16 protein-coding genes are annotated in these 20,507 nt (G+C 24.1%); 7 read left to right on the top strand and 9 right to left on the bottom strand.

The features are described from left to right. Positions 1-239: 239 nt before the first annotated feature. Both MBCUR_RS05785 and MBCUR_RS05780 read left to right on the top strand, forming a co-directional pair. Positions 240-1,067, top strand: coding sequence for a helix-turn-helix transcriptional regulator (locus tag MBCUR_RS05785; RefSeq protein WP_067091445.1), 828 nt, complete (start codon positions 240-242; stop codon positions 1,065-1,067). A gap of 153 nt (positions 1,068-1,220) precedes the next feature. After that, positions 1,221-2,147, top strand: a complete 927-nt coding sequence (locus tag MBCUR_RS05780; RefSeq protein WP_067091441.1) for a helix-turn-helix transcriptional regulator — start codon at positions 1,221-1,223, stop codon at positions 2,145-2,147. A 103-nt stretch (positions 2,148-2,250) separates the two neighbouring features. Here the strand turns inward: MBCUR_RS05780 and glyS are convergent, their stop codons facing one another. The 4 genes from glyS to tfrB all read right to left on the bottom strand — a co-directional run bounded on the left by glyS (position 2,251) and on the right by tfrB (position 7,869). Then, positions 2,251-3,987, bottom strand: a complete 1,737-nt coding sequence (gene glyS, locus MBCUR_RS05775) for a glycine--tRNA ligase (RefSeq protein ID WP_067091439.1) — start codon at positions 3,985-3,987, stop codon at positions 2,251-2,253. A 337-nt stretch (positions 3,988-4,324) separates the two neighbouring features. Beyond that, complete coding sequence (gene dcd / locus MBCUR_RS05770) at positions 4,325-4,915, bottom strand: dCTP deaminase (protein ID WP_067091437.1); 591 nt, start codon at positions 4,913-4,915, stop codon at positions 4,325-4,327. A 278-nt stretch (positions 4,916-5,193) separates the two neighbouring features. Further along, the gene (locus MBCUR_RS05765; RefSeq protein WP_067091434.1) at positions 5,194-6,108 is read right to left on the bottom strand and encodes a TrmJ/YjtD family RNA methyltransferase; all 915 of its coding nucleotides are present in this window, start codon (positions 6,106-6,108) and stop codon (positions 5,194-5,196) included. Positions 6,109-6,144: 36 nt separating this feature from the next. Continuing rightward, a complete protein-coding gene (tfrB, locus tag MBCUR_RS05760) occupies positions 6,145-7,869 on the bottom strand; it encodes a fumarate reductase (CoM/CoB) subunit TfrB (protein ID WP_067091431.1) in 1,725 nt (574 codons plus the stop codon). A gap of 533 nt (positions 7,870-8,402) precedes the next feature. Between tfrB and iorA the strand changes: the two genes are divergently transcribed. Both iorA and MBCUR_RS05750 read left to right on the top strand, forming a co-directional pair. Continuing rightward, positions 8,403-10,325 carry an indolepyruvate ferredoxin oxidoreductase subunit alpha gene (gene iorA, locus MBCUR_RS05755; protein WP_067091428.1) on the top strand — a complete coding sequence of 641 codons (1,923 nt, stop codon included), beginning with the start codon at positions 8,403-8,405 and terminating at the stop codon, positions 10,323-10,325. 4 nt (positions 10,326-10,329) lie between these two features. Next, positions 10,330-11,034: an indolepyruvate oxidoreductase subunit beta gene (locus MBCUR_RS05750; RefSeq protein WP_084269546.1), complete on the top strand. Its 705-nt coding sequence runs from the start codon at positions 10,330-10,332 to the stop codon at positions 11,032-11,034. A gap of 788 nt (positions 11,035-11,822) precedes the next feature. Here MBCUR_RS05750 and MBCUR_RS05745 read toward each other — a convergent pair. The 4 genes from MBCUR_RS05745 to MBCUR_RS05730 are packed head-to-tail and all read right to left on the bottom strand — an operon-like array spanning position 11,823 to position 17,422. Beyond that, positions 11,823-15,623 carry a hypothetical protein gene (locus MBCUR_RS05745; RefSeq protein ID WP_067091425.1) on the bottom strand — a complete coding sequence of 1,267 codons (3,801 nt, stop codon included), beginning with the start codon at positions 15,621-15,623 and terminating at the stop codon, positions 11,823-11,825. A 14-nt stretch (positions 15,624-15,637) separates the two neighbouring features. Next, positions 15,638-16,630, bottom strand: a complete 993-nt coding sequence (locus tag MBCUR_RS05740; RefSeq protein ID WP_067091422.1) for an FRG domain-containing protein — start codon at positions 16,628-16,630, stop codon at positions 15,638-15,640. 15 nt (positions 16,631-16,645) lie between these two features. After that, positions 16,646-17,113, bottom strand: coding sequence for a nucleotidyltransferase substrate binding protein (locus MBCUR_RS05735; protein ID WP_067091420.1), 468 nt, complete (start codon positions 17,111-17,113; stop codon positions 16,646-16,648). Positions 17,114-17,131: 18 nt separating this feature from the next. Next, a complete protein-coding gene (locus tag MBCUR_RS05730) occupies positions 17,132-17,422 on the bottom strand; it encodes a nucleotidyltransferase domain-containing protein (protein WP_067091417.1) in 291 nt (96 codons plus the stop codon). Positions 17,423-17,878: 456 nt separating this feature from the next. On the opposite strand from MBCUR_RS05730, the gene MBCUR_RS10940 reads away from it, so the two are divergent. Further along, complete coding sequence (locus MBCUR_RS10940) at positions 17,879-18,007, top strand: hypothetical protein (RefSeq protein WP_281190550.1); 129 nt, start codon at positions 17,879-17,881, stop codon at positions 18,005-18,007. Positions 18,008-18,111: 104 nt separating this feature from the next. On the opposite strand, the gene MBCUR_RS05725 is transcribed toward MBCUR_RS10940, so the two are convergent. Further along, positions 18,112-19,548: an ATP-binding protein gene (locus MBCUR_RS05725; protein ID WP_067091414.1), complete on the bottom strand. Its 1,437-nt coding sequence runs from the start codon at positions 19,546-19,548 to the stop codon at positions 18,112-18,114. A 329-nt stretch (positions 19,549-19,877) separates the two neighbouring features. On the opposite strand from MBCUR_RS05725, the gene MBCUR_RS05720 reads away from it, so the two are divergent. Next, entirely contained in the window at positions 19,878-20,156 is a 279-nt protein-coding gene (locus tag MBCUR_RS05720) for a hypothetical protein (protein WP_067091411.1), read from the top strand. Between the two features lie 4 nt (positions 20,157-20,160). Further along, complete coding sequence (locus MBCUR_RS05715; protein WP_067091409.1) at positions 20,161-20,349, top strand: PIN domain-containing protein; 189 nt, start codon at positions 20,161-20,163, stop codon at positions 20,347-20,349. Positions 20,350-20,507: the final 158 nt, after the last annotated feature.

The following is a 20,507-nucleotide window of genomic DNA, read 5'->3' as shown; positions in this document are numbered from 1 at the left end:
ATAATAAAACTTATATTAGTAATAACTTAAAAATAATATTATTTCTCTAAAATTTTTATAAATATTTAAAAATAAAATTAGAATTTTCAATATTTAAAAAAAATTATTTTATTAAAAAAATTATAAAAATTAAAATAAAAAAAATAAAGTTAAAATAAAAAAATAAAATAAAAATTAAAATAAAGAATATTAAAGGTTATGGAAATTCTTAATATTTTAGAGAAAGAACAGGTGATAAAATGAATGTGGAAAACATCTTAGAACAATATAATTTGGTTTCAAATGAGTTAAAGTTTATTACAAACTCACAATTAAGACTTGAAGCTATTAAATCATTTTATATTGAAGACAAAATGACAATGAATGAGATATATACTACCTCAGGTTTAAGTTATAGTTCAACTTCAACAAACATACACCAACTTGAAAGGTTAGGATTTTTAAAGTCAGACAAAGGAATTTATTCAATAAAAAATTTAGCAAAAATGAAACTTGAACAATTAATTAAATTTAGCAATAGTTTAAATATTATTAATACATTTTCTGATTTTTTAAATGAACACAAAGTTGATGTTATTGATGGAAACTATTTAAATAAAATTGAAGATTTATCTGACTCAGAGTTAGTTACATCAAACTTAAAAGACATTTATAAACCAGAACGAACTGTAAAAAAATATGTAGAAACTGCAAATTCTTTAAAATCAATTATTCCATTTATAGATTGTGAGTTTTTAAAATTAATAAATTATTTATTGGAAAATGAAATTTCAATGAAATTATTGGTTCCAAAAAGTATTTCCAACACTTTTATTAAATCATTAAATCGAAAAGAAATGAAAAAAGGAATGGATCAAGGAAAATTTGAAATTAGAACAATTAAGGACGAAATAAAGATTTTTATGACTATTACAGAAGAAATACTATCCTTAGGATTGTATAAAACTGATGGAACCTATGATCAAAATAGAATTATAATTTCAAAAGATGAAAAAGGAATTAATTGGGGAAAAAAGATATTTAATTCATTTTACAATCAATCTGATAGAATATTTTTAAATATTTAAATAAACTAGGATAATTGAAAAAAATAAAAAAATAAAAAAATAATAAAAATAATAAAAATAATAAAAATAATAAAAAGGTAATAAAAAAATAAAAAAAATTAAAAACTTAAAAAATAATTAAAAGCTTTAAATCAATAAAATTAAGGGATTAAAATGGAAAATGAAAACAATACGATAAAAATGTATAACCTCAATGAATTTAATCATTTAAAATATCTTTTAAATTCAAATGTGAGAACAAAAATTTTGATAAGTTTGTATGAAGGTGAAAAAAGTGTAATAACACTTAAAAATATAGTAAAAAAACCTTCAGCAACTATATCACAGGCTTTAAGACTACTTTTAAATTTGGAACTAATAAAAAAAGAAAAGAAAATTATATCTCTTAGTTCAAAAGGAACAGTAGTTGTTGCAAACATAATTAAATTAATTGAAACATGGCACATGTTTGTAAAAGAAGAAAAATTCTGGATTACACATAAAGCTTCCCATATACCTCATAAATTGTTTAAAAAAATACATTTGTTAAGAGGGTGTCAGTATGTCCAATGTGATGAAAATAACATAAATAAAACTTTAAGTGTTTTTAATAATTTAATTAGAAAATCAAGAAAAATAAAGATGTTTTTACCAATATATTCTCATAAACATTTAGAAATTATTCTAAAAGCTATTGACAATGATTTATTAGAACTAGAAATTATTTTAAACAAAGAAATTTTAAGTCAAATATTAGAAAGTGAATTTAAAAATGATTTTGAATATGCAGTTGAAGAAAACAAAATCAAATTTCATCTTACAGATAAAAAAAACCATATTTTCTTAGTAACTGGAAGCAATTTTGTATTTTTAGGATTGTTTTTAAAAGATGGATTTTTTGATGATTCTACAATTATTTTAGGGCAAAATGAAGACAATTTAGAATGGGGAAAAGAACTATTTAATAATTTAAAAGGTGTTGAAGAAATATCCATTGAGGACAGTGAAAATAATTACATAATTCAACCTATATTTCCCAAAAAAGACATAAAAATTGAAGGAGAAACTAAAATAAGTTTTAAAAATGGAATGTTATTTTAAAAAAAATAAAATATTAAAACACAATATGATACTTAATTTTAGGAGCAATTAGAATTAATTAGAATTAATTAAAAAAATTAAAAAAAAAAATAATTAAAAATAATTAAAAATTATTTAATTTTCCAAATACATAATTTAAAACATCATCTATAGGTATTCTTTCTTGAATTTCTGTGTCCCTATCCCTTATAGTGACTTCATTATCTTCCAATGAATCAAAATCGACAGTAATAGCTAAAGGAACACCAATTTCATCACATCTAGCATATCTCTTACCAATTGTTCCAGAAGTTTCATATTGAACAGTAATTCCACTAGCCATTAACTTATCTTTTATTTTAGTGCTAATATTAATTAATTTTTCATCTTTGATTAATGGAAAGACACCGACTTTAATTGGTGCAATAGACAATGGAAACTTAAAATATTCTTTAATTTTTTCTTTTGCTCCATCATCTAAATCTTTAGAGATAGAAGATGAAAAGGAATGTAACAATGTAGCATAAAAAATACGATCTATTCCAAATGATGGTTCAATTACATGAGGAATGATTCTTTCTCCTTTAACTTTCTCTTCAATCTCATCAAAGATTATATCCTCTTTTTCAATTGTGAATATATTATTTTCAACTTCTAGTTCATATTTACCATTTGAGTTTAATTCTTCTTGGATTTTTTTTGGGTCTATGCTATTTAATGCATTAATAATTTTAGAAGTGTCTTTTTTGAATTTTCTACCAAAATTAGCCATATTATGTTTAATAACAGCTTTTTTAATTAATTTTTCTTCATCAAAATCAATGAAAACATCTAAATCTTCATTACTATGCTTAGAATGTGCTAATAAATCATAATCTCCTCTATCAGCTATTCCAATAATTTCAACCCATCCATAACGATCAGTTTTAACTTCAACATCCCAACAATCAATTGCATAATGAGCCATTTCATTAGGAAGGTGCTGTCTAAATCTTAAGACCTCATCTGGTATTCCTAATTCTCTTAAGAATTTTCTGGCTAAATAAATTTGATAAATCAGGATTTCATTTGCAACAATGCCTTTATCTAATGCATCACTTGCAGATATAATTAAAGGTTCTATTCCTTTAATTTGGGTTTCAGCAGAGCTTAAAATAAATGTTTCATCAGCAATCTCATTAAATTTAGGGTGTGTTTTATCTAAAGGATTGACAAAAATTTCTGCTTCTGCTTGAGTAAATTCTCTTAAACGAATGACACCTTGGCGAGGTGAAATTTCATTTCTGTAAGCTTTACCTAATTGAACAACTCCAAATGGTAATTTATTTTTAAAAAAACGGGCTAAACGTTTAAACATTATAAAAATACCTTGAGCAGTTTCAGGACGCATATAACCAGTTTTTCCACTTTTTGGACCAATATTTGTTCTAAACATTAAATTATAGTTCCAAATTTGACTTAATTTATCTTCACAATTAGGGCAAACAACAGATTTTTCTTTAACAATTTTATCAAGTTCTTCATTAGTGTATCCTTCAACTTCAAGATTTGTTTGTTCTTCAATAATATGGTCTGCCCTAAAAACTTCATTACAGCTCAAGCATTGAATCATAGGATCTGTAAAATTATCTACATGACCAGATGCCTGTAAGACTTCTTCTGGAGAAACAGTAGGACTTTCTATTTCATAAAAACCTTGATTAATTATGTATTGCTCTCTCCATTTTTGCATTATATTATTTTTTAAAATGGCTCCTAATGGACCATAATCTGTAAAACCTGCTAAACCAGAATATATTTCAAATGATGGCCATAAAAATCCTCTTTTTGTACTAATATTAATCATTTTATCGTGATTCATTAGATTACCTCAATTAATTTTATAATCATAAAAATTTATTAGACATATTTTAAATTATTTTTATATTCAATTATCATATTCAACAATTATATTCAACAATTATATTCAATAATTATATTCAATAAATAACTCATAATCTATTTTAACATATAACTAGGAAAAATTATAATAAAAAAATAAATAAGAATAAAGTAGATATAAGAAAAGTAGATAGATTAAGATTAGATTGACTAAAAGTAGATATAATAAAACGGAAAAGAATGATAGCAGATAAATATAAATTGATAGAATAAAAATATTCAGTTATAAATACACAATTTAATAAATCTTAAACAAATTAATCTTTTCTAAGCTCATAATCCTGTTTAATACGGCTACTTTCAGGACGTTTTTGACCCATATACTTACTATCTCTATCTGGATGCCCATAAGGTTTTTGTGATGGAGTGGTCATAGTCTCAAACACAATTTGACAAACACGTTGTCCCGGATATAACGCAACAGGCATTTTTCCAATGTTAGAGATTTCTAAAGTTATTCTTCCTTTAAAACCTGGGTCAATGTACCCAGCTGTGACATGCATTGTAATTCCAAGTCTTCCCATTGAAGATCTTCCTTCTACACGTGCAACTAAATCATCTGGGATTTCTACAAACTCATATGTAGTAGCAAGAGCAAATTCTCCAGGGTGAATAATAAATGATTCATCCTCTTTTAAATGAAGTGATTCCATGTAAGATGAAATGTCTGTTGGGTCTTTAGGATCTATAAATGGTTTTCTTACAACCTTAAAAGTTTTAAACTCACTTCCAATTCTCATATCGACTGAAGATGGTTGAATCTGTTTATCATAATCTTCTATAGGATTTATTATAATTTTACCTTCATTAAGGTATTTTTTTATATCTACATCACTTAATATTGCCATAATAATCATCAAATAATTAATATAATAACTTTAAATAAATAAAAAATCAGAAAAATTAATAAAAAAATTTTTAAATATTCATGAACTAAGTTGTTAAAAAATTAACAAATAAATATTAATAAAAAATTATAATAAATAAAAAAATAATTTATACTAATAAAATATTTAAAAAATAAAGTATAAAAATTTTTCTAAAAAAATAATTTTAAATAATTGAGATTTAAATGAAAAATACTTGTATAAAAAGATTAAATAAAATATTAAATAAAAAGATTATTTTAGTCTGATTTATCTTTAGTTTCTTTCAATTTAATTTTTACTCTTCTAAATAATCCTTTTAAAGTATGTGCTTCTCTTCCAGTTATAAATGCCCTGTTAATAATATTTTTAAAAGCTTTTAAATTAGTTTTTTCTTTATGCTCTGGAAAAGAAAGTAATGAAATAATTTCTTTAAAATCCTTAAGTAAATAATGTTTTTCAAGAGAATTTGCCTCATCTAATCCTACGGCATCAAATTCATATTTGTTTTTAAATAATTCATAGAAAATAATAGTTGCTGCATGTGAAATATTCATTATTGGATAGTCTGGACTTGTTGGAATACTTACAATAATGTCACATAGGCTTATTTCTTTATTGTTTAATCCATCTCCTTCTCTTCCAAATAAAATAGCTACTTTACTATTTAAATTAATTGAATCGCTCAAATGAATTGGTTTTATTGGTATTCTTGATAGATTGTAGCTTCCTCCAGGAGTTCCAGTAGATCCAACAATAAAATCTATTTTTTCAGATATTAGAAATTCATTGAGGCTATTAAAAATTTTTGCTTCTTCAACAATGTTTTTAGCATGCATTGCTTGATAATAAGCATCTTTTTCTAATTTACATGGATTTATTAATACTAAATTCTTTAATCCAAAATTAGCCATAGTTCTAGCTAAAAATCCTACATTTCCTGAAGATTCACATTCCACAAACACCACAAAAATATTGTTTTTTAGATATTCCTTGGAATTATCTGTTTTGTCTTTGATAACAATCTCACTTGATTCATTTTCATTATGTAACGGAGAATTAGAATTAGATTTATCTCCATTTTCAGTTTTTTCACTGTTAGTCGATTTTTCATCATTTTTTAATAAGATATCCTCAGAAACTATTTCTTCGTCAGATGTAACACTTTCCGCCAAAATATCACCATATAACTAAATATTGTAATTTGAAAATTATTTATATGCCATTTGTAAAAGTTCCAGGATATTCATTACTTTTATATCAAGTCCATGATTTTTAAGAGCATCTTGAATATGAAATTGACAAAAAGGACAAATACTTATTACTGCATCAACAGAAATGTCTTCAATCATTTGAACTTTATCATCAACTAAACTAGCAGCAATTTCTGGTTTACCTGCCCTTACACCTCCACCAGAACCACAACATTGATTTGGTTTAGCCATTTCAATAAATTCTACACCTTTAATATTTTTTAAAATTTTACGAGGTTCTTCTGTTATAGATTGACCTCTTGAGAGATGACAAGGATCATGATATGTGACTTTCAAATTTAAATCTTTCATTTTATTAGTATTTAATGAATCAACTAAAAATTCACTAATGTCCATTACATTTAATCTTAAATCAAAATCAGGATAATCATTCTTTAATGTGGCTCCACAACCAGCACAAATAGTGAGTATTAAATCATAGTCCTTGAATGTTTCTCTATTTTTCTCAACCAATGGAGCAACAAGATCTCTTTGACCTGTTCTAAGTAAAGGAGAGCCACAACAAGTTTGTGACTCAGGAACATCTGCTTCAAATCCATTTGCTTTCAATACATCAATTAAAGCGAATCCGAGATTTTGAAGTCTATAATCAACCATACAGCCAGTAAAAATGGCTATTTTAGGTTTTTTAGGGTTTTTAAGATTTATATTTGAATTCAATAAATCATAATCAGGATTTGTATTGTTTAAATTAGAATTATTCTTTTTAGAATCAAAATTATTGTTCTTATCATCAGAAATATTGCTATTATCATCAAAAATAATTTTATTGTAAGTTTCAATAAAACCATCATTTAATTTATCTACAGAATGCCCTGTTTCTACTATTTTTCTTGCTAAATCTTTATGTGGCTGTAATGGTCCTAAATTTTCTTGATATGCTAATGCTCTTAGTTTTTCTATTGCATCAGAGAAGCTATTAATATTTTTAGGACAAACCTCTCCACATTCACCACAACTTGTACAACAGTAAAGTCCATAATCAATACTTTCTTTAGTTCTATCTCCAACATCCCTTGGATCAAAATCAAATTTAGAAATGTATCTTATATAATAAGGTCCAAGAAACTCAGATGTTTTTTTTATTACTGGACATGCAGACAAGCAAGAATAACATTCTATGCATGTTCTAACTTTTTTAGTATCAATTGACTTTGAATTATCTATTAATTCACATTCACAAATAGATGAAAATTGTGATGAATCTTCATCTGAATTCAAGCTCTTATGGTTTTTTGATTTAATATCTTCTGATTTAATATTTTCTGATTTAAGCTTTTTTAACTTAATATTTTTGTATTCTCCATTTCTTTCTAAAAATAAATGCATCAATTTAGTGTTTTCTTCAATGTCTGATTTGTCTACAATTAAGTCTTTAATGACTTTAAAATCTAATGGAGAAATAATATCTCCATCTTCAATTTCTCTTTTGCAAGCTAAATCTACTTGATCATTTATCTTTAAAGCACAAGAACCACATTGTCCTGCCCTACATGATGATCTAAAAGCAATATTCGCATCGTAGTGCTCATTTATATAATTTAAAGCATCTAAAACCTTCATTTGCTCTGTTTTTTGAATTTTAAATGTTTCTAAATAAGATTTATTGTCTGAATCCTCATTTTTATTAAAATTACTTCGTAAAACTTGAATTTCTATCATATTTTCCCTTAAAAACTTAATAAACTTAAAAAATTAATAAATTAATTTATTGTTCAAAATTCATAACAAAATGAATTCCAATTAAAATAAGCATGACATAAAAATAAGATAATCTAATTATCAATATCAACTATTATAATATTAAATATAATTATTTATACTAAATATTTTGTTTTTATAAAATAAATAATTTTTCTAAAAACTCATGATTTTAAAAATAAAATAAGGTTAAAAAATAAGATTTTAAGTAAAAAAAATTTAAAAAAAAAATTTTAAATAAAATAAATATTATATTTAATATATTATTCTAATTTTAATTATATTTTTATAACCCATTTTAATTATATTTTTTAAATCTAAAAAAGATGAACTCATAAAAAAATTTTAAAAAAAAAACTAGGGAATAAAAAAGAACTAGAAAAAATAAAATTAAAAGAAGAAAAAAATAAAAAAAAGCTAAGAAAAAACTAATAAAAAATTAAGAAAAAATAAAAAGTAAATTAAAATCATGATTTATCTATTTGGTGTGAATAATGAACCTAAAAAAATTGATTACTGGAGAAAGTGGAGAAAAATTATTTTTACTAGGAAATGAAGCAGCTGTTCGTGGAATTATTGAATCTAATGTTTCAATAGCTTCAACATATCCTGGAACTCCTTCATCTGAAATTGGAAACATATTATATCTTTTGGCAAAAGAATCTGGTATTTATTTTGAGTTTTCTATTAATGAAAAAGTAGCAATGGAGGTAGCAGCAAGTTCATCTATTTCTGGGCTTCGTTCATTTACATTTATGAAACATGTGGGATTAAATGTAGCCGCAGACTCATTTGTAAGTACTGGTTATGTTGGTACAAATGGAGGAATGGTTATTTTAGTTGCAGATGATCCTTCAATTTTTTCTTCACAAAATGAACAAGATACAAGACATTATTCACGATTAGCTAATATTCCCACATTAGAACCATCAAATCCTCAAGAAGTTAAAGACATGATAAAATATGGATATGAATTATCTGAAGAATTTAAAATTCCAATAATTATACGCTGTACTACTCGTGTATCTCATATGCGAGGAGTTGTTGAGCTTGGAAAATATCAAAAAGAAAAAATAACAGACAAAAGTAGTAAAAATTCAAACAGCCATTGGAAGAAAGGATACTTTGAAAAAAACCCAGAAAAATATGTTATTGTCCCTAATATTGCACGAGAATTACATGAAAAGTTAGTATCTAAAATTGAATCTATTGAAGAAGAAGCCAATGAAAGTAATCTAAATGAAATATACAGTATAAATGAAAATAAACCTAAATTAGGCATTATTTCAAGTAGTAGTGCTTTTAATTATTGCCATGATGTAATTGTTGAAGATAATTTAGAGATAGACATTCTAAAATTAGGATTCACTTATCCTTTTCCAAAAAATAAAGTTTTATCATTTATTAAAGATCTTGATGGTGTTTTTATTGGTGAAGAAGTTGATCCAATAATGGAAAAAGAAGTTTTAGCCATTATAGGTGAAAGTAAACTTGATATAAAAGTTTATGGAAAAACTAATAATATATTCCCTAAAACATTAGAACTATCTCCAGACATTGTAAGGGAATCATTAAATAAAATAATCAAAGAAAAAACAAAAAACAAAGAAATTCAAAATCAATTAAGTGGAGAAATTCTTGATTTAATGGATAAATTACCAAATCGCCCACCTACACTTTGTTCTGGATGTGGTCATAGATCAGCTTACTTTGCTGTAAAAAAGGCAACTGAAGAGTTGGGAATTGCTGATGAAAATGTGATATTTGCTTCTGATATTGGTTGTTACACCTTAGGAGTTAGTCCTCCATATGAAACTGCAGATTATTTGTTATCTATGGGTTCAAGTATTGGAGATGGACATGGATTTTCAAAAGCAACAAATCAAACTGTTGTCAGCTTTATAGGAGATTCAACATTTTTCCATAGCGGAATTCCTCCTTTAATCAATGGAATCCACAATAAAAGTAATTTTGTTGTGACTATTTTAGATAATAGAATTACTGCAATGACAGGAGGTCAGCCAAATCCAGGTTTAGAGGTTGATGGAATGGGAGATGAGGCTCCAGCAATTTCTATTGAAAATTTAGTTATTGGATGCGGTTGTAAGCATGTTAAAACCGTTAATCCTATAAATTTAAAAAAAACAATAGAAAGCTACAAAGAAGCATTTAATCATGACGATCTTAGTGTTATCATTGCAAAGCACCCATGTACATTGATTAAAGGACAAAAGAAAAAACGAAAAATGAAAATTAAAAAAGATAAATGTAATAATTGTTTTGATTGTGTAAATCTACTTGCTTGCCCTTCAATATCAATAAGAAATGATGAAGCCATTATTGATGAAACTTGTGTTGGATGTACTACATGTTCACAAATGTGTCCAAATAAAGCCATTGGTGTAAAAAAGGAATGATATTATGAATCAAACAGAAAAAAATAAAGAAAATAAAACTAAAAAAAATAAAAATAAAGAAAATAAAAATAAAATTAAAAACTTATCAAATAGCTCAGATTTTTTAAAAAATTCATATACTATTTATGTTTGTGGAGTTGGAGGTCAGGGAATAATCAAAACATCTACAATTCTTGCAGAAGCTGGAATGAAAGAAGGACATAATGTAGTAACAAGTGAAATTCATGGAATGTCACAAAGAGGAGGAGTTGTCTCAACAGAAGTTAAAATAGGAGACTATAAAAGTTCAATTATTGAAAATAATAATGCAAACATGATTCTAAGCTTTGAGCCTATAGAAACAATAAGAGGATTGGATAAAGGCAATAAAAATACCAAATTGATTTTCAACACCACTCCCCTTATACCTCCAAATATAAATTCTCAAGAAAAAGATTATCCTAAAGTAGATACTGTTACAAACATATTAAAAAGGAATTATCCAAATAGCTATCCAATTGATGGAAATAAATTGGCAATAGAATCAGGAAACATCCTTTCATTAAATATGGTTCTTTTAGGTGCTACTATTGCATCAGATGGTTTTCCATTATCTAGAGAAACAGTGATTGAAGTTATGAAAGAGAACTTAAATGAAAAATTCCATGAAATGAATCTAAAAGCCATTAATTTAGGATACAATGCAATGCAAAAACAAAAAAAAGCTTAAAAACTTTTTCATTGTTTAAATTATCTTATTATACTTTTCATGGATCATAAGCTATGAAAATTAAAAATACAATCTAATAATTGTTTTAAATAATAGCACTTACCTATCCGAAATTACAATATCATTTTTTCTAATACATTAATTGAGCTATTATCTAATTTTTTTGAGTTATTGCTTTTTCAGCATTATAAACATGCTGAAAATCACTATTTATGTCCAGGGTGTCTGATTTTTGTGAAAAAATTAAGAGTTTAAACGGTTATTCAAGATGTTTTAAGATAATTATATTGTGATTTTCTAAAAGTACAGATGAAATCAGTTTTAATCTTTAAAAAAGCTTAATAAAATCATTATATTTTAATTTAAACTATTTTCCATAAAGTCAATTTTTTAAGATAATAAGTATTGTGGATTTTCTTTCATTGTTAAAATCAAAAGATTAACTTTTAGAATATTGTTTTTAAAGACCAGATAAATTGTACTTTTGTAAAATACTAATATAATAGACTCTAAACATATTAAATAATATGCCAAACCTCTTCAATTTTTTTCAATTATCAGACACCCTGTTTATGTCTTTTGCAGAAATCCACTGGATATTTTCATTCCAGCATTCATTAATTTCAGTTTTTGGTATTCCACTACTAGTAAACTTTATCATAAAACTTAATGGAAATAATTTATCATCAAATATACCAATGAATTATCGCCTCTAAACTAAATATATCTAACCATTGTCGTTTTTTATAGAAGTTATCCCATGTGTTGAAAATAACCTATTAAAAAAATCATTTAAGTTCTAAATGTTCAAATTCTAATTTTTCTAAAGATTTTATACGATTATTTTCTTTTTCAATTAACTCTTCTAAAAACTTTTTATGGTTTACAAAATTAGAGGGATTAGGTAAGTTTTCAATCATTTTAATAATGCCATTATAAAAATCGATTTTTGATCTATGGGTAGGAATTTGGCTCCCAACCCATGTTTCAAAGCCTTTGCTGAATGGAATATTTTTCATTGCTCCTATATTGCTATTTAATAATAAGAATTTTTCTAAAAAAGTTATAAAATGTTTATTATCAAAGTTGTGTAACAACATGTTAAAAACTGCTGATATGTGCATTTCAGAGCCATGATTATTTTTTATCAACCTCTCAATATAAAGATGTTCATTGTTTTTCTTTTCATCTCCACTAAAAAGCATTACTAATAATTTATTTAATAACAGCTTATTTGGATTTTTCAAGATCAATTCAACGATTTCATCTATTTTTTCAGGAGAATAACTCTCATCATTAAAAACAAAAGATAAAATCCCTTTATCTGGTATTCTAAGTGAATTATGATATTTTTCTATAAATTCTAATGGAAATTTTGGATCTAAATTATATAAAATTTCTAAATCTTCTACATTAAAACTATTAGCCACATCATTTTCAACAGCCAAACTAAAAACATCTTTTAAAATAGCAATATTATCCTCGAAATAGGTATAATTGTCGGAGATGAATCCATACCAATATAGGTTTAAATTTTCAGTTTTATCTCTATTTATAAGAATTTTTATAATATATTGAAAAATATTGTTTGTTCCATCTGAATTATCTAAATCATCTTTATATTTTAAAAAACAATCGCTAAATAGTTTAAAAGAATAGTTGTAAGATCGGTTGACATACATACCCAAGATATTTGATGATTTAATAAATTCTATGAATTCAAAAAAGATGTTTTTATCTACATTTGACTTTTTTAGGTTTGTAAAAAACTCCAAATTCAAAGTATCTTTATAAACATAATTTTCTTCATTAATTAATTGATAAAGTTTTCTTACTTCAATTAAATTTTTATCCATGATTTTTTTTAAAAAATTTCCATTATAAACAAGTTTAAAGTCCTTTTGCTGATAATATTTAAAAGCAAAAATAAACATTTCAACATCCTTTTCAACTAATGCTTCAAAAAACATGCTTAAATAAGAGTTTGAAGGTCTAGAGATTTGAGATGAACTTGATTCTACTATTTCATTCATAATATTTAGAATATTTTTAACATATTCTTCGCTTATATTATCTTTTAAATCATTTTCAATTCCTTCTTTTATTTTTAAGTCTTCTTTTTTTTCTAAATGGTCTTTTAAATCTGAGGAGTAGATTAAAGATTTTTTTACTTTTTCTTTATCCAAAAAAGAAGATATATCGAAAGATATTTTAATGTTTTCCTTTTTTAAAGCTCTACAATATTTATACACTAATTTTGATAGCCTATACTTTTTTAAATCCCATTTTTTAAATAAATTATGTATTATATCCTCTTCAATATAAAAAACATTTTTCAAATTATCATCACGAATTTGATTAATATATTTTTCAAAAATATCCTCTATTTTTTCTGGATAAACACCATATAATTCAATTAACTTGTTTAAAATGATTTTCCTTAAAGTTTTTAATCCTTCAGTTTCAAATAATTTAAATATAAAAAATTCTATAGAACCATTTGAGTATTGTTTTTTACTAGTAAATTCACGGTCAAAAGTTTGAGAAATGTAATAAAGGAAAATTTTATCTGCAAGTTTCTTTTCATTTTTAGTAAAATCATTAGAATCCAAAAATTGCAATAATGCATTTTGCTTAGTAAAATTATTTTCTTCACTATACATATCAATAGAAAATGCATCATTGATATTTTTTATAATGTTATATGCTTTACTTTCAGCGAAATTATTTAAAATTAAGTTAAAAGATATTTTTAATGCTTCTTCACGAATACTTAGCTCAAATTTGTATAATTGAGATAATAAATATTCATAAGAATATCTTTCAGTCCTAAACTGATTCCAATGCGACTTGTTATTTTTTTCAGGAATTTCAAATGAATCTACATCTAATTGTTTAGCAGGTAATAGATCTACTGATTTTTTGATAAGATTTAATGTTTCTAGGGGGTAAATAAAATAAAAAATTTCAAGAAATTTAAAATATTTATCCTCATCATTTTCAAATGAGGTTTTCACTGAGTCTAAAAGCTCTTTAATTCTATTTTGAAAAGAATTAAAATCTATAACTTTTGAAAGCTCTACAATTTTAATATTAATTTTTTCACAATTACTTTCAATAAAAATTTCTATCCATTTATCAAAACTTATCAATGGACTAGTAGATATGAATGTTTTATAAAATATATAAGTAGATAAAATTGAATCTGAAATTTTAACAACTTCATTTCCATGCAATTCTACAATTTCTTGACTATTCAACTCATTAAATAATTCCCATTCAAAACTAAAGTTAAACTCAGTTTCCAAAATACTAAATAATTTTGTGGATTGTTTTTTTTCAATTATATTAAAAAATGATAGTATTCCTAATGTTTTTAAAATTTTAGAATCATTTAAAAATGAAACATTTTTTTTATAATTCTCAAAGTAATTTTTATATATTTCTATAGGGTTTTTTAAAAAAGATTCATCATTGTTATCTAATATTGGTAAAATTGCCATTAATGCTGTGGCAGGATTTCCGTTGGAAATTTTAATAGTTTTGTCCATAGCGGAATTTCTAAGGCGGATTTTTTTAGTCGTTAACACTTGTTTAATCATTTTTTCTATATCTTCGTTTTTCATTTTTTCTATTTCAATAAATTCTAATGGATAATTTGTCAATTCATTATATAACTGTTCTTTAAACTGATTTTGAAGAGAAATAATAATTTTAATATTTGTAGTAATGTTTTCCAGAGAATTAATAATAGAACCAAAATTAGAAAATGTTCCATCATAATTATCAAAAATTATAATGTATTTATTATTTTTTGGAGGAATTAACTTTGAAAGTGAATTTTCTAAATCGTTTCTGAATCCTTTGACAACAATAGGTTTGCAATAATCATGTTTTTTTGAAAAATCTTGTGCGATTTCAATTGCCAATTTTGATTTACCTACTCCTTGATTTCCATGTAATGCTACAATTTTATTTTCTGATAGAGTATCTAAAAAGTAATTATAAACCTCGTTGTTTTTTACGAATGGATTTTCTAAACCTGGCCTAATACCATTTTTGCTTTTTTCTCTAAAATCCTCAATAGTAAAAATTCCATCAAAATTGATCTCAGGAATATAATTACTAATTTGAGGCCATGATACTAACTCCATAGCTAACCTTTGAATGGAATATAATTCTAAATTTACATTTTCATTATATTGGTGAACTTTATTTCTTAGTTCTTCACTTTCTCCTGGGTTAATTTTACTTGTGAATGCCAAAATTATCTCAGAAATTTTATCAATTTCTATGCCTGTTTTTTTTGTATTAAAACAGTGTTCAATATCAGTTTTAAGCTTAGTAATGAATTTTAAAACATTATTATTCTTATCTAAAGTTGTGAATTCACAAAAAATATATTTTTTTTCATCTTCATCATAGAAAAAACTGTCTGGAGCTCCTTTTGAAGTTTTATTTTTAGCCACAACAGATCCTGGTGAAGAAATAAAATTGTATCCACTATAAGAAAGAAAACTGTTCATTAGCGATTGAAAAGTTGCCTGATCCATACTTTTGAGTCCTTGCTCAATTCTTTGTTCATACATTGTATCACGATTTATTATAATTTAAAGTCATTATTTATTTTTTTCATTGAATTATTATAAATTTCGTTCAATTTTATAGAAATCTTTTCTTTTTCTATAATTTTATCCATAAAATCTTTAGACCAAATAGGTAAATCTTTAAAACAATTAAATTCGTTTACAATCTCTTTTTTAGCTTTCGGAGAAATAATTAGTTTATAAGCTAATGGAGTTTGAATATTTTGAAATTTCATTCCATTTAAAATAACTGTATTGTTAAAAAATTCAACATTTTCCTTTAAATTGTTAAAAACACAAAAATCTTTAAGATCTCTATTTTTGACATTTAAACATAAACATAATAAGCCTTTTTGTTGAAATGCATTATTATTGATTTTATAATCTAAATCATGCTTAATTAAATTTTGATTCGGTGAATTATTATCATCAAAAATTGAAGATTTAAAAATCCAAAGACAAGAGTTTTCTTTAATCCACTTTGTTTGCCAATCATTATCATTATAATCTCCAGTAATTAAAAAATATAAAGCTATTTTATAGTCATATGTAAAATCAAGACCTATGGTAGGCATTCCATTATGTTGTGCTAATCCTATTTCATTAATATATTCCTTAAAAAGAGTTTTACATTCATTTTCTGTTATTAATGAAAAATTAAATTTTTCTAATGCATTTGCTGAAAAATTGCCATCACCTACATCCCTGCGGGCATCATAAAATCTTTTAATAGCTTCAAACATTGAAAAAATCACTTTTTTATAATCTGTTAGAGGATCATATGGTAACCTATCAACATGATCTTCAATTAAATACTTTCCATTATTTTTTCTAAATAGCTTTGGTTGTAATTTGTCTGAATAATTACTATCTCCTCTAAATATAAACTCCTTATTAGAATTATTGAGTAAAACTTTTAGTTCTTTATCTAAAAATTTCCTCAATTCATCAAAACAATTTATATCTTTTATTTGAAAATAATGACACTTATTTTTATCTTTTCTACTCATTTAACTCCAAATTATTCACATTTCAAGAATTTTTTCTTCTAAAACAGCAATAATTTTTTTAGCATAAATATCAAATTCTTTTGCTATTAAGCAAATATTATTCACAGCTTCATCACTATAAGGTGCTTCTGAAACCGAATCTCTTGCCCTATAAAATTCCATCCATTTATAAAAATCATCTATAAGACCTTTTTCTCCTGCAGTTCTGAAAAAACATTTGTATGTAGCACATTCATCTCTTCCATCTTCATATTCAATATATTTTCTCATTATTGTTATTAATTGATCAAAAAAGAGCTTAAAACCCCCAATAACCGCCGATTTTCCAACATTAGCTAATATTTCATTATCTTTAGAATTAGGATTATTCTCAATTCTTTTTTCTAATTGATCATAAAATATCAAGGAATGAGAAAATAATTCATAAGATTTTGTTATTGGATAAATATTTAACTTTTCTTCTTCAGCTAATGTTTTTTCCATGAATATTCTCCAGTTTTATTAATATATCTTTTTATTATTCTCATCAATTATTTTTTGGAAATCTTCAGATGCTTTGTTGTAATCCACAAGATCAACTTTGTAAGGCAGATCAGAATCTTCAAATTCTATTGAAAGTTTTACTTTTCTTTTAAAATCTAAACAATCCTCACATTTAAATGCGAGATCTAAATCTGAAAACTTCCAGCTATTACCATTTAATCTTGAACCAAAAACAAAAACTTCACAATCAGGTGTATTATTTTCTATAATATCTATGACTATTTTAAGTTCACTATCTAAAATATTCATATTACACTCCAAAATCTTCTTCTTTAATTTTTTTCTCTAAATTTGAAATAAGCTTTTGAACAGAATATTCAAAATCATGTACAATTTCATATACCATTTCTGCAACTTCTTCTTTATATTTGTGAGTTGTTGAATTTCTTGTATTTATTTTCCAGCATCCATGTTTCCATGCAAGACATCAGGATCATCCCATATTTGTTTTTCAAAACCTATTTCACCAGTATTTTTCTTTAGCATTATTTTCACCTAATATGAAATTAATGAAAAATTAAGTATAATAAAATATTAGAATGTAAATTATAATAAATGTTATCATTTATTTTTTGTAATTTGATATATTTTTAAGAGTGTTTTCTAATTTTTAAAATAATCATTTATGATTTTATTATATCAAAAAATATTTATTATAATTATTTAATTTAATTATTTAATTTAATTATTTAATTTAATTAATAGATGAATATAGGAATTTTAAAAAAAAAATTACATCTAAACTTTATTTTCTGGACTATAGTTATAGATAAAATTGATGGATTAACAAATGAATTAGCTATTAATTTAAGTAATTTAGAATATAACTCTTAGTCTAATGAAATAAAAGACTTATTTGAAGATATGGAAAGACTTGTTGATTCTGTAAAAGAGTATAAATAGATATTAAACCAATTTATAAACTTCTTTTATTTAATTTAGCCTAAACTATGTAATGGAATATAAATAATATCTTCTTCTTTTTTAATTGAAGATGTTGTATTTGAAATAATTATTCCTTGCTTTGATTTATATCGTTTAATGGCTTGAGAAATTTGTTTTTTATCTTTTTTGCCTATACTTACTTCAACGGGAATAATCCCATTAATTGTTTCAAGTAAAAAATCAACACCGTTTTTTCCTGGATCATAGTAAATATTTAAAAAAGGATTATTATTCTGTTTATATTTAAAAAAATATGATGCAACAAAGTTTTCTACCAAAATTCCTAAATATTTTCTTTCATTGATTCTTAAACCTCCCATTTTATATCTTATAGCAATATTAATAGCTGGAGATAAGAAATAATATTTCCATGGTTTTCTTAGCTGTTTTCCTCCACTTCCATATGGTCTAACAGCGAATAATAAATGGGTTTTTTCTAAAATATTTAAAATTTCTCTAATTGATTTTTGAGATTTAGACAATATTGTAGCAAGTTTTTTATCAGAAGTTCCTCCAGGGTCTTGTAATGCAATGTATGTGATAATTTGTGATATAGTGCTTGACATATTAGAGTTAAATGATTTTAAATTCAAAACATCTTTTTCAATTATTTTATTAATCATTGCAAAAATTCTGTTATATACTTCTTCTTTATTCATCTGTAAAGAAAAAGGGAAGTCTCCCCATAATAAAAATTTTTCCCATTCAGTATTTAGAGGATTATTTAAATTTAATAATGAATTTTTCATTTCTTTTTCTTTTTTAATAGCTTTATTTAAATTCCCATTATTAAAAATTAGATCATATAATGAAAAATCATAATTTTTAGGAGAGATTATGTTATTTTTTAAAAAATTATATTCTTGAAAGTTCATTGGAAAAATAGACTCTTTTTTTATTCTCCTTACAGCATCAACATTCATTTCAAAGTTTAATGCTGATGAGCCTGTAAATATAAGAAAGATTTTTTTAGATTTGTCATGAATAATTTTTCCAGCTAAAGACCATTTTTTATCATATTGGGCTTCATCAATTAGAATAAATAGTTCTTTATCTAAAAACACTGGGCTTGTATAATGTTCATTCATAATAAAAGTGTTAATAGCTTCGTATAAATCAGCTCCAGCATAATTGACTAATTCATCAGTTGGAAGATAAAGTACATTATTTTTAGAAATATTTTTTTCAATAGTTAAATATTCATATAATTGGAATAAAACTGTTGTTTTGCCTAATCCTCTTAAACCAGTTAAAGTTATAAATCTGTTTTCTTTATACCCTTTTAAAAAATTATTTATATGTGTAATTAACCCATAATATATATCTCTATGCTCAATAGGAGTATTATTAATAAATAAATTTTCTTCCAATAAACTTTGGGTTTCAGATAATTTTTCACTAATAAAATTATTAAGTATTTCTTGATCCATGAAAAACCCTTTCTAAATACACTAAATAAAAAAGTATTAAAATTCAAGTATAATTAAAAAATTAATTCTTAAAAAAATAATATATAACTGATATTACTAAATTTAATTGTTATTATATATAATGTTTTGGGTATATTTATAGTCAAATATATATAAGCTTTTGAATACATTTATAGTCAAATATATATAAACTCTTGAATATATTTATAATCAAAAGCATAGAAAATTATATTAAAAATTCCTTAACTTAACAGAACTGAAGATTAATATTAAAATGTATATGTAATATGTAATATAGCATATAAATGAAAAAAAATAGGAGTGATAATATGAGAACCAAAAATAGAACTACATTATTTATAGATTCTAAAATAATGGATACAATTAAACAAATAGCCATTAATAAAGATACCACACAAACAAAGATAATTAATGACTATTTAAAACAAGGTATAGAAAAAGAACCACAAAAAAACAAATCTAAAGTTAAATTTATAGTGAAATCAGGTCCTAGTAAAAATATCGATGATATAATAAGTAGTATTAAAGCACCAAAAGAATTTGATCCCGTAGAAGCAGTAAAAGAAATAAGAACAAGAAAAGGTTGAATTTATGATATTTACAGATGCCAATTTCTTAATAGCTTTATTTATCAAAGACCATAAATATAATAAACGAGCTTTGAAGATATGGGATAAAATAAATCATGAAAATATTATTATATCTAATTCTATAATACTGGAAGTAATGACAGTCTTAAATATTAAGTTAAAGGTTTCAAAAGAACTATTAGAAAAATAATACATTAATTTAATAAAAAGTTTTAAAGATGATAAAATGAAAAAACTTAACAAAAGTGAGTGTTTCATAAGTCACTTTTTAGAAATATTCATGGAATTAATTTTCATATAAATTATTTAAATATTAAACAGTTAATAAAATATGTATAATAAAATATG

This window comes from Methanobrevibacter curvatus, from assembly GCF_001639295.1.
GTDB classification, from domain to species: domain Archaea; phylum Methanobacteriota; class Methanobacteria; order Methanobacteriales; family Methanobacteriaceae; genus Methanoflexus; species Methanoflexus curvatus.
The sequence above is the reverse complement of the archived record's forward strand: the minus strand, read 5'-3'. Positions and strand labels throughout refer to the sequence as shown.